Annotated in this window: 10 protein-coding genes; 6 read left to right on the forward strand and 4 right to left on the reverse strand. The window is 57.7% G+C overall.

What is annotated here, in order from left to right:
- Positions 1-35 precede the first annotated feature (35 nt).
- Positions 36-839 carry an SDR family NAD(P)-dependent oxidoreductase gene (locus ACYU81_RS14570; RefSeq protein WP_460988344.1) on the reverse strand — a complete coding sequence of 268 codons (804 nt, stop codon included), beginning with the start codon at positions 837-839 and terminating at the stop codon, positions 36-38.
- A 254-nt stretch (positions 840-1,093) separates the two neighbouring features.
- Positions 1,094-2,119, reverse strand: coding sequence for a helix-turn-helix domain-containing protein (locus ACYU81_RS14575; RefSeq protein ID WP_460988345.1), 1,026 nt, complete (start codon positions 2,117-2,119; stop codon positions 1,094-1,096).
- A 203-nt stretch (positions 2,120-2,322) separates the two neighbouring features.
- Here ACYU81_RS14575 and ACYU81_RS14580 point away from each other — a divergent pair, with 203 nt between their 5' ends.
- The 3 genes from ACYU81_RS14580 to ACYU81_RS14590 all read left to right on the forward strand — a co-directional run bounded on the left by ACYU81_RS14580 (position 2,323) and on the right by ACYU81_RS14590 (position 6,946).
- Positions 2,323-3,156 (forward strand): acetoacetate decarboxylase family protein, encoded by an 834-nt coding sequence (locus tag ACYU81_RS14580; RefSeq protein ID WP_460988346.1) that lies wholly within the window; start codon positions 2,323-2,325, stop codon positions 3,154-3,156.
- Positions 3,157-3,208: 52 nt separating this feature from the next.
- Positions 3,209-5,461 carry a TonB-dependent receptor gene (locus tag ACYU81_RS14585; protein WP_460988347.1) on the forward strand — a complete coding sequence of 751 codons (2,253 nt, stop codon included), beginning with the start codon at positions 3,209-3,211 and terminating at the stop codon, positions 5,459-5,461.
- A 171-nt stretch (positions 5,462-5,632) separates the two neighbouring features.
- Entirely contained in the window at positions 5,633-6,946 is a 1,314-nt protein-coding gene (locus ACYU81_RS14590; protein ID WP_460988348.1) for an APC family permease, read from the forward strand.
- A gap of 85 nt (positions 6,947-7,031) precedes the next feature.
- Here ACYU81_RS14590 and ACYU81_RS14595 read toward each other — a convergent pair whose 3' ends face one another.
- Together ACYU81_RS14595 and ACYU81_RS14600 are read right to left on the reverse strand one after the other, a co-directional pair.
- Positions 7,032-9,290: a TonB-dependent receptor gene (locus ACYU81_RS14595; protein ID WP_460988349.1), complete on the reverse strand. Its 2,259-nt coding sequence runs from the start codon at positions 9,288-9,290 to the stop codon at positions 7,032-7,034.
- 241 nt (positions 9,291-9,531) lie between these two features.
- Positions 9,532-10,812 (reverse strand): DUF3422 domain-containing protein, encoded by a 1,281-nt coding sequence (locus ACYU81_RS14600; protein ID WP_460988350.1) that lies wholly within the window; start codon positions 10,810-10,812, stop codon positions 9,532-9,534.
- A 641-nt stretch (positions 10,813-11,453) separates the two neighbouring features.
- Here ACYU81_RS14600 and ACYU81_RS14605 point away from each other — a divergent pair.
- The 3 genes from ACYU81_RS14605 to ACYU81_RS14615 all read left to right on the forward strand — a co-directional run bounded on the left by ACYU81_RS14605 (position 11,454) and on the right by ACYU81_RS14615 (position 15,655).
- Entirely contained in the window at positions 11,454-13,904 is a 2,451-nt protein-coding gene (locus ACYU81_RS14605) for a GcvT family protein (protein ID WP_460988351.1), read from the forward strand.
- 73 nt (positions 13,905-13,977) lie between these two features.
- Positions 13,978-14,724: an electron transfer flavoprotein subunit beta/FixA family protein gene (locus ACYU81_RS14610; protein ID WP_460988352.1), complete on the forward strand. Its 747-nt coding sequence runs from the start codon at positions 13,978-13,980 to the stop codon at positions 14,722-14,724.
- Between the two features lies 1 nt (position 14,725).
- On the forward strand, positions 14,726-15,655 hold the full coding sequence (locus ACYU81_RS14615) for an electron transfer flavoprotein subunit alpha/FixB family protein (RefSeq protein WP_460988353.1): 930 nt from the start codon (positions 14,726-14,728) through the stop codon (positions 15,653-15,655).
- Positions 15,656-15,667: the final 12 nt, after the last annotated feature.

The following is a 15,667-nucleotide window of genomic DNA, read 5'->3' on the forward strand; positions in this document are numbered from 1 at the left end:
TAAAGTTCAGTTGCGCTTCGCTCCCACGCGCACGATCACGCACCGAGCCAGCCCCCATCGACGGCATAGGTGTAGCCCGTGCAATATGATGAAGCTTCGGACGCCAGGAAAAGAGCTGCGCCCCGCAGTTCCTGCGGCTTGGCGTAGCGCTTCATCGGCGTGCGAGCTAACAGTTCGGCCTGGAGGCGGCGCACTTCTGGATCGGGATGATCCAGCTGCTCGCCTTCGCTCAATCCTGTGGCAACATAACCGGGGGCTATCGAATTTACCCGGATACCCTCGGGAGCCAGCATGGCCCCCAACTGGCGCGTAAGCTGCACGACCCCGCCTTTCGCCGCCGCGTAGCCGATGCAGCCCCATTGCGAGTCCGCAGTCACACCGACGATGGACGCGATGTTGATGATGGACCCTCCGCCACGACCCTTCATGGCCTTGGCCGCCGCCATGTCGGTGAAGAAGACGCCCGACAAATTGACATCGATCAGCCGACGCCAGAGATCAGCCGTGTAATCCTCCCACGATATAGGAAGATTCGGTTCAGCGATGCCTGCGTTGGCGATACACACATCAAGGCGTCCGTGCCGTTTCATGACGACATCAACCATGCTGGCGACCGACGCCTCCTGAGACACGTCCACCTGTATTCCATGGGCGGCGCAATCGCCATCCGCGGCAATCCGTTCAGCCGCCTCTTCAGCGCCCGCGCCATCGATATCGGCACAGTAAACAATCGCGCCGGCGTGCGAAAGGGCCGTAGCCAGCTCAAAGCCGATACCGCGCGCGCCACCCGTTACGAGAGCCACTCTCCCATCGAGCTTGAACAAATCGATCGTGTTCACGCGCCGCCTGATCCTCTAACTTCCAAAGTTATGAAAACTCTGTTCTTTTTTAAGATTGCGCGCCTTCAAGGCCGCGAAATTGCTATAGCTGCTGGAAGGCCGACTTCCATTTGCGACTAGAAGACGACCATAGCTTATTCGTCCGATGGTGCCGGTGGCGGCGTTGATCGGCAATACCTCTGCGAGGGTATCACCGAAGCCCTGCCCTTCGGCAAAGGCAGCGAGTCACGGGACCAAGCACCTCGGTCTTTTTCTTACTTGGACACCCTCCCTCTCTCCGCGTTGCCGAGACGGCCGATCAGGCGGCCTTTGGTAGCGGAAGGAAGCTCGTGGAAATGACGCCGATACTGCTGGGAAAAGCGGCTCGGATGGTGGAACCCCCATTTATACGCAAGATCGAGCACGTCAGCCGCAGCGCCTGTTCCCAGGATATCTGAACGTACACGGTTCAACCTTTGCGTCAGAATATATCGTTTCGGACTTAAAGCCGTGATATCGGCAAAGCTATATTCCAAGGTGCGCTGACTGACGCGCAGCGCTTCACAAAGCTCTGCGACGCTGAAGTCCTCGGTAATCTTGTCCAGGATATATTCACGCGCTTTTCGAAAGAGATAGGTTCGTGTGTCGAGCGAGGGCCTGCTGCTCGCCTGAATGTCCAGGGCAGCCACGACGGCTCCAGCCGCGAGCGCCACATTTTCACCTCGGTCCACCAGTTCAGCATTGCGCGGATCATCCGATAAACATTTCAGAAGATCAAAAACGGCGGCGTCCAGCATGGCTGTGCGCTCCGCTGACACCGAAATCCATTTTCTGACCCTGAAATATGTCCGCCAGTCAAAATCGGCCAGCAAAACGTCGAGCAAATCCTGGTCGATCGCTACATAGAAGCCGGAATAATCGCCGCGCACCAGAAAGTGGAGTAACGCCTCATCCGCGCATATCAGTCCGAATTCTCCATTCAGCGCCTGCCCTTCACAAAATGCCTCGCCATTGGAGCGCGCCCGGAAATAGAAGAATTTGCCGGGGGGTGCGCAAAACATCTCCTCCATCGGCAGGTTATATTCTTCCAACCCTACCGTTACGCCAGCCATTTCCATGTCAAAGAGCGCCCCCTCAAAAAGGCCGGGCAACAGCTGCACATATTGCGTGCGCCAGTTCATCTCCTTGATTTCGGCATGTTCGTCAGGGAAGGATGTAGGACGCCGGGGCAACGGCAAAGGCAGATCGCGTCCCCTTGCAGGACGGATGTGAGGCCAGCCGATGCTATCCAATTCGTCCATTTACGCGCTTCAATTCGCAGACGGTGCGCAGTGGCGCACCCCTATCCCAATTGCATTAGGCTGGCACATTCGCACCCGGCCCGCAACAGCTTGCGGAAAACGGCTAACGGCATCCTCAAAGCTGTGACAGCTTTTCAAGCCAACGCACCTTCTGGAGATTCGAGGTGCGGGAAATCCAGTGATGCTATCGAGGAAATATTTCAATGTCATATGTGTGGTCGGAAGAGCAGGTTCGCAATTTCCTGGATATTTTTCATAGCGAAAACACCCACACCCACAGCTGCTTCGTAAATGTCGAGTTTGAAACAACATCAAAGTTCGCGCGCTCCGTTCTCCCACCATGTCTCGACGTTCCTGAAAATCCCACGATCACCATCAGCGTCGGATTGATGCGCGAATCGTTCAAAGGTCGCCTGCAACAAGGGAATGAGATTCGCGCGGAGGAGGAAATCGGCTGGATCGTGATCAAGGCCGTCCATGAGGGTCGTGAGGGGATATATTCCCTTCAGGAGATCGTCAGCGGCGACTATGAAGTATCATCAGGCCGCGAATTCTGGGGCAATCCCAAGAAGCGCGGATCGGCCCAAATATACAGCGACAGCAAAACGGTTTACGCGTGGGCTGAGCGCCACGGTACGCGAGTTATCGAGATTGAGGCTAGCCTCGGCAAGGACTTGCCCACCACCACAGACGAACGTTCCCGCTACTTCACCATTAAATACGACTTCGCGCCCGACGGCTCGGGATTCGCGAGTGATCCTTCACTGGTCACGCTCAACAATGGATGGGACACGCTCTATGGGAAGGAGTTAAACGACGTGCGCGTCGCGCTGCGGCCCAATGGCTTCGACCCGGTGGATACGCTTGAACTGGGGAAAATGATCAGCGCTACAATGACCTATGGGGGTGGCGGATATCTGGTCGAACGTGTCGACAGGCTTGAGGGCGGAAAGACATATCTTCCTTATGTCCTGGGCCGGATTTTCGATGAGGCGACCCGCGAGCCGACAAACAAGGGTGCACGGATCTTCACCTGATCCACGCTGGGACGCGGGGAGATTAGGGTTTTTGAAAAATGGGGAGGTCCTGATGGGCCAGGTAAAATATTTCCGGCTGTCGAGCAGCCTTTTTGCGCTCGCAGCACTGACCGCCACTGAGGCCGTGAACGCGCAGGAGGCCCCGGCGTCTTCGGCCTCGACGGGAGGGCAGTTGGAAGAGATCATCGTGACCGCCCAAAAACGGCGGGAAAAGATGCAGGATCTACCCGTTTCGGTGACGTCGCTTTCCGGCAGCGCATTGCAGAACCTGAAGCTGACTGACGCCTCTCAACTCGCGGTCCAGGTTCCGAACCTGACCGTTCAAACGCCCTTCGGTGAAGTACAGCCGATATTCGCCATGCGCGGTGTCTCGCTGGTCGATTATTCTCAGCATCAGCAAGGCCCGATCGGGATGTATGTTGATGAGGACTATAAGGGGGCGGGCGTTTTCCGCGCCCAGCAACTCTACGACATTGACCGGGTCGAGGTGTTGCGCGGACCGCAAGGAACGCTCTTTGGCCGCAACACCACCGGCGGCGCGGTCAATATCTATACCGTTCAGCCCGACCTCGATGGCGCGGAAGGCTTCGTCACCGCCGGGGTCGGCAACTACGGGCTGCGGGAATTGACCGCCGCCGTCGAGTTTACGCCGGTGCAAGACGTCTTCGGCATTCGTGCCGCATTCGATGGCCGCAAGTCCGACGGCTATCTCCACGCGGTTCAGCCGGGACTCAAGAATTTCGCCAACGACGACAGCTATGCGTTCCGGGTCAACACCGCTTTCCGTCCCAGCCCCGATCTCCGCTTCAATCTGGGCTACAGCCGCAGCCGTTCCGACACGCGGCCTGCTGGCTACACCGTGACCAACGTCGGCCCCGAAGGGTTGGGATTTGCCGGCATCTTCAATCAGGGCCTTGGCTTCTACGATGTGAATGCGGGCGATCAGGGATATCTCAAGGTCGATAACGACAGCGTCATCCTGCGCGCCGAGTGGGACATGAGTCCCGACGTCGGGATGACGTCAGTGACGACCTACGACAAAGGCCGCTTCCGCGCCTATAGCGATGACGACAGCCGCCCCGAAGGCATCCTCGCGGATGGCAGCGACGCCAAGGCCCGTGTCTGGTCGCAGGAACTTCGTCTGGCTTCGCGCGGCTCAGGACCATTCACCTGGCTCCTGGGAGCCGCCGCGTCTGATGAGAAAATCAGCAGCGCAACCCGCTACGATTCCTACGCTTCCTTTTCCGAGGACGTTGGCGGCACGCCGATCTGCCTGATCGATAATGTGACGGGATGCGTTTATACCAATCAGTTCAGGATGAAGCGCCGCAGTCTTTCCGCATTTGGCCATACGACCTACAAGTTCGACAATGGAATAGAAGTTCAGATTGGCCTCAGATATTCCAACGATCGCACGGACATCAATGAATATAAGGCCTATCTGGGCTATTTCGATCCGGCGACCGGCGCCCCGGTTTATGGCGTCAGCACCTTCATCGAGGGACCGCCGCAAGATCGCTTCACCAACCGCAATCTCAGCGGCAAGGCGGCGCTGCGCTACAGGTTTACGAACAACGCCAGCGTGTATGCCAGCTTCAGCCGAGGCTATCGATCGGGCACATTCAATGGCTACGCCTATTTCGATCCCGCCGAGATCACGATCGTCAAGCCCGAGATCCTTGACGCTTTCGAAATCGGAGCCAAGAGCGAGTTGTTCGGCAGAAAGCTCCGGCTGAATGGCGCAGTCTATTATTATAAATATAGGAACCAGCAATTCCTTGACGTGACAGATCAGGGACTGGAGATTCTGGTGAACGCGCCGCGCAGCCGTATATGGGGCGCGGAACTGGAGGCGGCGGCCGCACCCACCAGGAGCCTGACGCTCAGCGCGGGGATTGGGTACACCAACGGCAAATTCCAGGATTTGACGTTGAGCGGGGTCGTACTCGACGGCAACAGGCTGACTTCGGCGCCGCGATGGACGCTGAACGGCGCTGTGGACTGGAAGTTGTTTCAGGACACCGACGCAGCGTTCGCGATCCATATGGACGCCCGATATTCAAGCCTTCAATATTTCGACGCCTTCAACACAGCCGATATATCACAACCTGGCTACTGGCTGGTCAACGGTCGGCTCACCAAGCCCATCGGAAATACCGGCCTGGAAATTGGGCTATGGGTCAAGAACCTTCTGAAGAAACGCTACTATGCTTATCTCGTCGACTACAAATCGTTCATGAACGCCAACCTGGCCACATCGGGCGCCCCCCGGACATATGGCGCCGATATTTCGTTCCGCTTCTGATATCCGCGTTGATTTCGCAGTCAGGAAAAACAAGACGAGTGGGAGGGTTCGATCCGATGCGATCAGCCTTTGGGATATAAACGGGATCCAGCATTGACAACATCCACGCAAGACACTGCCACCTCCGGCGCTCTATCTCCCTTAAAGGCGGTAGCTCTTGGATTTGCAGCAATGCAGGTCGGGCCATGTCTGGCGAGCGTACCGACGCTGCTGCTTCAGTTCGGAGGCGCTGGCTCGTGGATCAGTGCACTGATGACGCTGGGCGTCGCGCTCCTCATCGGGCGCGCGATCACGACCTTCGCCAGCCGGTATGTCGTCAGCGGATCACTTGTCTCCTACGCCGAAATCGCTTTTGGCGATTGGGGGCAAAGGGTGGTCGGTATATCGCTGATGCTCGGTTATCTCGGCGTGATCGCGATGATCGTAAATGACGAGATATATTATCTGACGAGCCTGCTGTCCGAGACCGGATTTCCCCAGGCGACGAGTTTACCCTGGCAATGCGCCTTAAGTCTCGTCGCTTCCGCCTTCTCGGCATTTTTCGCTTATCGCGGCCCTGATTTGTCCGCTCGCGTCGCAGGATTGCTCGCCCTGATCAGCTTGCCGGTCATCATGGTGGTAATGCTCCTCGCCTTCTCCAACCATCCAGCCGGATTCTTCGATCAGTTCAACACGAGCAAATTCGATGACGGAGGAATACTCGCGGGGGCGGTATGGGGCATGGCGATCTATGTCGGTTTCGACGGCCTGACTTCGGTCGCATCGGATACGGTGAATCCTCGGAAAAATGTTCCGCGCATCCTGACCTACACCCTACTTTTATGCGGGGTGACATGGTCGCTGGGATCCTTGCTTCAATATTCGGTTTTGGCGCCGCATATGAACGACATTCTCGCAGGCAGAACGGCCATATCTGTCCTTGCCGCGCAGGCGGGCCTGCCTGGCTTGACGGCCGAGTTCGACCTTGTGGTCGGCGCTTCGGTCGTGGCATCGACGATCGCGTTCTTCAATTTCGCCGCACGCATCGTGGCGACGGCCGCCCAGGATTCGATGCTGCCAGCATCGCTGGGGATCATCGACCCTGAAAGCCATGCCCCCCGCCACGCAATTTTGCTGGTAGGCATTATCGGCGCGATCGTGCCGATGCTGATACGGCTGAGCGGAGCCGAAAGCCCTATCGAGGCCATCACCACACTGGCAAGCATCGTGATCAATTTCTGGCTGCTGCCCTATTTCCTGATCAGCTTGGGCGCGATCCTGATCCTGCGCCGGGAATCCGTCGCCAGCTTCGCACATTTGGCGCCACCGGCTGCCGGAGCGCTGCTTCTCATTTTCGTGGTCGCTCAAAACTTTATCGCGCGAGAGGGAAAGTGGCACATGCCCGTGATTGCGGCCACTATCCTCGCGATCGCGTTGGGGCTGCTCAAACTTGCTGACCGGACCCGGCAGTCGCAAGACCTGCGAATGCATCCCAGTCCAGAATAACATGTGGCGCCAGATGCGCAGCCAAAGAAAAACGGCCCTTCCGAATGAGTCCGGAAGGGCCGCCAATCAGAGAGGAGATGAAACGTCAGAAATCTTTGCGAAGCTCAATGCCATAACGACGCGGAGGGATGTATGTGACAATTCTGGTTCCGAACAGCGCGATATAATCGAACGCGGATACCTGCTTCGCCGCATTGGTAAAGTTCTTCACAAAGGCGGCGATTTCGAAGCCATTGCGCGAATAACTTATGCGAGCGTTATGCAGCGTAGCGGCGGGAAGCAGGTTCATCGCATTGTTGTCGACCGATGAGTAACGCTTCGACTGATAGCTGAAATCATATACGAAGGCGAGCTGGCCGCTACCAATGTCGAAAGACTTGCGAGCCAGGCCATTGACGGTCCATTTGGGCGCGTTAACAGCACCCTGGTCAATAACGCCGCTGTAGCTGGTGTTCACATCGTAAACCTTCGTATGAAGATTTGCTACACCAAATTGAAGATCAAGGCCTCGCATAGGTGTAATAGACAGTTCCATTTCACCACCATACATGTAGGCATCATTGTTGGTAACGAACGATGTCAGACCTTGGAGCTGAAACGCCTGGAAGTCGGAATAATCATAATAGAATGTACTGAGATTCAGGCGAACGGCACGATCAAATAGCTTCAGTTTCGATCCCGCTTCGTAGGCGATCATTGTTTCAGCGCCAAAGGGCGTCTGCGCGAGAGATGTGGTTCCGCCCGCGTTGCTATTGAAACCGCTGCCCTTCACGCCTCGCGAGACGCTGGCATAGAGCAGCGCGTCATCACTGGCGGTGTAATCGAGTTGAAGGCGACCGCTCCACAGCCATTCTTTCTTCTTCGCGGCGCGACCGACAGTCGCCTCCGAAAAATCATATCCGAGCAGCGGAGGATTGTAGACGGTGTTGGTGACCCCGTCTCCCAACTCATTATAATATACCTGCGAAGAAAAGCTCTTGGTGTCATGAAGCACTCGCCCGCCGACGGTCAGTTTCAGGCGATCGGTAAGCGCATAGTCACCCTGTGCGAATGCCGAATAGGAACGGACATGCTGGTCGAAGACGTTGCTGATATCAAACGCGAACTCCGTGCCAGCATATGCGGGGAATGAATAATTCTGATAATTAGACTGTTTTATATCCAGGAAATATACGCCACCGGTGAAGTTAAATCTGTCGCCCACTTTCGACACGCGAAGCTCTTCGGACCATTGGTTCAAATTTTGGCCGCTGGGAAAATAGCAGGCATTGAGGGGCGTGCCATCGCAATCCTCTGCATAGGCGAATTTGAAATGTGTGTAGTTGGTAAGAGAAATCAGACTAATTTCGTCAGAGGCGTTCCATTCAAGGCGCAAGGTCGGTGAAATACGCTCTTTCTTCAAATAGCCGACGGCGTTGAACGCCGTCTTGCGCGCGTCTGGATAGGGATCGCGATATCCGGTGGCGTCGTTCCCCGGGCCGGTGCCATATGCATCGACATCGGCGGGGAGGAGTTCCGGCGTGCCATTCACCAAATAGGCTGGCTGGGAGTCATAGGTCCCGATCCTTGCACGCGGATTGCGATCATAGGAGATTGCGAAATAAGCTTTGAAATTGTCGCTCAGGTCCCGCTGGATCTGTCCGCGCACGCCAAAGAATTTCTGCGCATTCGTGTCTGGACCGGCCGCGTTCTTCCACCAGCCATCCGAATAGTCGAGCATGCCCGAAATACGAAACTGCGTCTTGTCATCCAGCGGGCCACCAACTGCGGCCTCCAGGCGCTTCTGATCATAGTTGCCGATCGTGGCCGACACGAACCCTTCAAACTGCTCTGTCGGCTTCTTGGTGATGAAGTTGGCGAGGCCGCCAGTGGAATTTCGACCGAACAGCGTCCCCTGCGGGCCACGCAGAATTTCTACACGCTCCAGATCATAGACCGGGAAGTTGGTTTCATAAGGCGAGCTGACATAGATATCGTCGAAATAGATGGCGTTGGGCGATTCCTGATTGGTCGAAAAGTCGGTCGCCGCGACGCCCCGCATCGTCAGATTGCCGTTCAGCCCTGAACCGCCGCTCGATTCAAGCACGACGCCGGGAACTTTGGAAGCCAGTTCAGTGGCCGACTGGACCCCCATCGCCTGCATCTGGTCGGACGAGAAGGCAGAGATCGAAAGGCCGACCTTGTCCAGCCGCTGCTCACGGCGCTGCGCGGTCACCACGATATCGCCGCCCAAGCCATCGGGCTGGGGAGCGCTCGCGTTGGCGCCCTGTCCACCCTGTTGAGCCAGAGCATGAGTAGGAACCATGCCGATACCGATCGCCAGCGCTGCTATCGAAGCCCGCATCGCGCGCGCGCCGCATGTCTGGAAAAGATCTTGCCCTTTATTCAAGGATTGCAAAGCATAGAAGCTGTTGTGATAAGCCATTGGATAAACCCCCGGATCGTTGTTGGGCGCGGTCCCGGTCGCCAAATTTAAGACGGCCTGAAGATCAGGCGGAAGAAACTATCATACAATACCCTGCGAAGGGTAGCTATGCTTGCCTGAACAGTGCTCGCTTGCCGTCGGGAAACGGATAGCTCTTTTATTACCGCGGCTTCCGCTCCAGTTGCTCTGGATTGCTTCCCGCTCCTGACTGCCTCAGCAGCGCTTTGCGGAGGCGGTGCAAGCAAAACCAGGTCCCGGTCAATATGAGCGGTGTCGCGACGGACACGATCGCCGAAGCGTGAAGAGCAGGCGCGAAGGGCTCGATTCCCTCAAGCATATGCCCCAGCAGCGACACGCCATAATAGCTGATGGCGACCACGGACAATCCCTCCACCAACTGCTGAAGTCTCAGGGTCATGCTGGTGTTTTGTTCGAGCGAGGCCAGAAGTCTTGCGTTCTGATTTTCGATCCGCGTTTCGATCCGGGTCCTCAGCAAACTGGAAAGATGGGCCGCCAGATTGGCGATCTGCCGCGACCTTTTGGTGAAACTCGCACATGTGCGCACCGCTGGAAGAAAGCGGCGTTGCGTGAAATCAGTGAGCGACTGGCATCCCCTTATCGGCCGGGGAGCCAGTTCGGCCAGCCGCTCATCAACCAGCTGAGCGTATGCTGCGGTCGCACTCATTCTATAGTTTGTTGCGCCAGCGAGGGCGCCGATCTCCAATGAGAGCTGACACAGCTCGCTCAGTAGATCGTCGTCGCGGACTTCTGGATGACTCAGCAGTTGACCAAGGTCCCCCAGCTTCGCCTCTGCTTCATGCAGCAATCGCGATTGCGCCTGGGCCACCGGCAAACCCATAAGGGCCAGATTGCGGTAATTTCCTAGTTCCTGAAACCGCTGCACGGTACGCGTGAGGTCGCCGTCACTGGCGCCATTTGCGGCTACCAGAAGCCTGCCATAGCCTTCGGGGCCGATACGAAAATCGGACCAGATGCGAATACCGTCGCCCACATGGCAGGATATCAATTCATCGCCGACGAACGCCATATCCTCCAAGCGGGCCTGAGCATTCTCCTCGTCTTCGACGATCTTGATCCTGGTTGCGCGTATCGCGGCGCCCGGCAATTTTTCCATTTTCGAAACAGCGTGGTACGCCGATTCCGACTGGCCGGAGTCTATAAAAAGAGTGACGGTGCTTGCTTCGCTGTGACGCTCCCAAGTGTAGGCTATCCCGCTATGCAGCGTTCCCGAAACATGGCTGGCGCCGGTTAGGCAAGCCGGATTCCCGCTGAATTGGGCGACAAAATCGCGTTCCCGCGCCCGATCGCCTTCATCCAGAATGTTGAGTATCTGCACGATCTCCATCGGCGCTGAAAGCCTTGGCCAGCGCCGCAAATGCATTTCTTCGACGACCCGCTTGCGGAGATCATGTTCTCTCATGCTCCTCGTCCCCTCATTTGCCCATCCTACCAACGCCTTTCTCGCAACGGCGCATCCGCAGATTTGTGCTGTTCATCCAATTAGATGGAAAGGTGCTGGGCTTGATCCGCATCCCAAATCAGTTCTGGGTACAAAAGCCCGCCATCGGTTCACCATGACGAATATATAGCTGGTGAGTGCTGGCCATGCTCCTACCCTCATCGGAGTAGTTGCCGGATTACAGTCGCAGACTTTACCTTCTGCCATTGCTGCCCTTGAGATATGCGGCGTGCGAGAAGTAGGGTTACGAGAGACGGATGCCACACGTCTAACTGACGGTGGCCCAAAGCAGCCGCATTTCCCGTTCGCGCGGCCTTTAAATGGCCCATGCCCCCCTAGCCGGCCTGCACAGATACTACCCCGAGCGGGGTATTGTTACACCAGTCCATCATCAGCATTATGCCATCTATACAATAGATTTCTTCCTGATGGGCGCGTCGTTCCAATGGCGGATAAACAGTTTGCCGGACGATCAAACGCTCCGATTAAAATTTACAAACCTGGTGCCGGGCGATGACTTGTAGAGACCGGCGTACCTCTTCACATGCGCATGTGAATACCTCTGCGCACTCGCCATATCGCAGACATCTGGAGTGTTTTTCGTGACGTCATATCCGAGTTCCGCCGAAGTCGTAATCGTAGGTGGCGGCATCGCAGGATGCTCCATAGCTTACCATTTGACCAAGCTGGGCATTTCCGACGTTGTGCTATGCGAGCGCAAGCAACTGACCTGTGGCACAACCTGGCATGCCGCCGGACTGGTGACCCAGCTCCGCGCAAACCGGCGGATGACAGAGCTTGCCTATTATACGGGGCAGCTGTTCGGACAGCTGGAAGCCGAGACGGGCATGGCAACCGGTTATATGCAGCGGGGTTCGCTGCGCCTCGCCAAGACGCCGGAGCGGCTTGAAGAGCTTGCCCGCGGGGCATCAATGGGACGGAATTTCGGCTTGCCTGTCGAACCTGTTACGCCCGGCCAGATCAAGGAGCGCTGGTCGCCGGTAAACATCGACGGCATCGTCGGCGGTTTCTGGTTCCCCAATGACGGTCAGGTCAATCCCATCGACGTAACGATGGCTTATGCAAAGGGCGCGCGCATGGGCGGCGCCAAGATCCTTGAACAATGCCTCGTCAAGAACATCATCGTCGAAGGCGGCAAGGCCGTCGGCGTCATGACCGAGCAAGGCGAAATCCGGGCGAAGAAGGTCGTCATCACCGGCGGCATGTGGTCGCGCGATCTGGCGGCGCAAATCGGCGTAAGCCTGCCCCTGCATGCCGCAGAGCATTTCTACATCGTCACCGAGGCTATCCCGGAACTTCCGCGCAACCTGCCTGTCATGTTCGTCACTGACGAGCACGCCTATTATAAGGAGGATGCAGGGAAGCTCCTGCTCGGCTGCTTTGAGCCGAACGCCAAGCCTTGGGGCATGAACGGCATCTCGCCCGATTTCTGTTTCGATACGCTGCCCGAAGATTTCGACCATTTCGAGCCGATCCTGGAACTGGCAGTGAACCGTGTGCCGTTGCTGGCCAATGCGGGTATCCAGCTGTTTTTCAACGGGCCTGAAAGCTTTACCCCCGACGACCGCTACCTGCTGGGCGAAACGCCAGAGGTGCGCGGCCTGTTCACCGCTTGCGGCTTCAACTCTGTGGGCATCCTGTCTTCGGGCGGCGTCGGCAAGGTTCTTGCGGACTGGATCAACGACGGCATGCCCCCCGTGGAGTTGGTCGATGTCGATGTCCGTCGCACGGTCTCGTTCCAGACCAACAAGAAATATCTTCACGACCGGACGACGGAAACGCTCGGCGCAATGTACAACATGCATTGGCCCAACCTGCAGATGGAGACCGCCCGCAACGTCCGCCGCAGCCCCTTCCACGATCGCCTGATCGCCAAGGGCGCCTGGATGACCGAAATGAATGGGTATGAGCGACCCGGCTTCTTCAGCATCGCAGGAACGACACCGAAGGTAGAATATTCCTATCATAAGCCGAGCTGGTTCGACGACACTGCTGCCGAATGCCGCAACACGGCGGAGAATGTGTCAGTCTTCGACCTCAGCTGCTATGTGAAATATCTCATGGAGGGCCGCGACGCGCTCAAGGTGCTCAACAAGCTTTCCGCCAATGAAATCGACGTCCCGGTCGGTAAGCTGGTCTATACCCAGTGGCTCAATCCCAAGGGCGGCATCGAGGCCGACGTCACAATCACGCGCCTGTCCGAAACATCCTTCATGATCGTCACGATCGCTGCGTCGCAGCGCCGCGACATGGCCTGGCTGAAGCGGCATATCCCGGATGACGCGCATGCCCATGTGGTCGACATCACGTCTGGAATGCCGATGCTGGCCGTGATGGGACCCAAGTCGCGCGAACTGCTGCAGAAGATTTCGCCCGCCGACTTCTCCAACGAAGCATTTCCTTTCGGCACCAGCCAGGAAATCGACCTTGGCTACGCGAAGGTCCGCGCCAGCCGCGTCACCTTTGTGGGTGAACTGGGTTGGGAACTCTACATGCCGGCTGAGTTCGCCCAGCATGTGTACGATGTCCTTGTCGAAGCGGGAACGGAGTTCGGACTTCGCGACGCTGGCTTTTTCGCCCTCAACTCCCTCCGCATGGAAAAGGGCTATCGCCACTGGGCGCACGACATCGGCGAGGAGGATACGCCGCTGGAGGGCGGCCTGGGTTTCGCGGTCGCGCTGGACAAGCCGGGCGGCTTCATCGGCCGCGATGCACTCCTGCGTCAGAAGGAAGCAGGCAAGCTCACCAAACGCCTCATCCAGTTCAAGCTGAAGGATCCCGACGCCCCGTTCGTCTTCCACAACGAACCGCTGTGGATCGGTGACCGGATAGTCGGCGACATCTCTTCGGGAGCTTATGGCCATCGCATAGGGGCTTCGCTGGGGATGGGTTATGTCCATCACGAGGGTGGCGTCGACAAGGCGTTTCTGGAAGCGAGTAGCTTCGAGGTCGAGATTGCATGGAAGCGGCATGAGGTGGAGGCGCAGTTAGGCCCCTGGTATGATCCAAAGGGCCTGCGCATCAAGGCGTGAGCCGCTCAAGCCAGCATTCTCGCAACAACAGCTACACCCATTGAAGGCGCTTTAGCGTCGCCGGGAGGATATCATGCGCATTCTCGTTCCCGTGAAGCGAGTCATAGATTTCAATGTAAGGCCCAGGGTCAAGGCGGACGGAAGCGGCGTTGACCTTGCCAACGTCAAGATGGCCATGAACCCCTTCGACGAAATCGCCCTTGAGGAAGCGATCCGCCTCAAGGAATCGGGTCAGGCGGCCGAGGTCATCGCCGTTTCCATCGGCCCCGCCAAGGCGCAGGACACGCTGCGCACAGCGCTGGCCATGGGGGCGGACCGCGCGATCCTTGTCGAGACGGACTCGGACGTCGAGCCACTCGCGATCGCTAAGATTCTGAAAGAGATCGTAGCGGAGACCGATCCTGGTCTCGTCATCCTCGGAAAACAGGCGATCGACGACGATGCAAACCAGACCGGACAGATGCTAGCGGGCCTGCTCAACCGGCCGCAGGGCGCCTTTGCGAGCCAGATCAGCGTCGATGGCGACGCAATTGAGGTGACGCGGGAGATCGACGGTGGCCAGGAAACAGTAAGGCTGGCCCTTCCCGCGATCATCACTGCCGACCTAAGGCTGAACGATCCGCGCTACGCCTCGCTGCCCAACATCATGAAGGCGAAAAAGCAGCCGGTCGCGATAAAGAGTCCGGCAGATTACGGGGTGGATTGCACCCCGCGCATCAAGACCCTGAAGCTGGCCGAGCCGCCTGCCCGCTCCGCCGGTATCAAAGTCACCGATACGGACGCTCTGGCCGTCAAAATCAAGGAAATGGGAGTTGCCTGAGATGAGAACTCTCCTTTTGGTCGAGCATGACAATGGCGCGGTTAAGGACGCCACCCTGCCCGCCGTCACGGCCGCAGCCAAACTCGGCCCCGTCGACCTGCTGGTGGCCGGACTTGCATGCCGTGGCGTGGCAGAGGCGGCTGCACGGATCACGGGCGTCGATAAAGTCCTTCTGGCCGATCACGCCTGTTACGAGCACGCGTTGCCGGAGAATGTCGCGCCGCTGGTGGCGGCCCTCATGACCGACCACGACGCATTTCTCGCCCCAGCGACAAGCATGGGGAAGGGTGTGGCGCCACGCGTCGCCGCGCTGCTCGATGTCATGCAGATTTCGGAGATCCTCTCCGTGGAAGGAGAAAGAATCTTCACCCGCGCGATCTACGCCGGAAATGTCATCGCGACCGTCGAATCCACAGATTCCAAGCTGGTGATCACCGTGCGGGGTTCGGCCTTTCCCATGGCACCCACGACAGGCGGTTCCGCCGCCATCGAGGAGGTTTCCATCGGGGCGGACGCCGGTCTGTCCACTTTTGTGGCTGCGGAAATCGCAAAGCTGGAACGCCCTGAACTCACCTCCGCCAAGATAGTGGTTTCCGGCGGTCGCGCGCTCAAGGATGCGGAAACGTTCGAGCAGATCATCATGCCATTGGCCGACAAGCTCGGCGCGGGCGTAGGCGCCAGCCGCGCCGCCGTCGACGCGGGTTATGCGCCCAACGACTACCAGGTGGGGCAAACGGGCAAGATCGTTGCTCCCGAACTTTATATCGCGGTCGGCATATCGGGCGCGATACAGCATCTGGCTGGCATGAAGGACAGCAAGACCATCATCGCCATCAATCAGGATGTGGACGCGCCGATTTTTCAGGTCGCCGATATCGGGCTCGTCGCCGATCTTTTCACCGCCGTCCCTGAACTGACCGCAAAGCTGTGAAGCCCACGCCGC

The organism is Sphingobium sp. TomTYG75 (assembly GCF_054771635.1).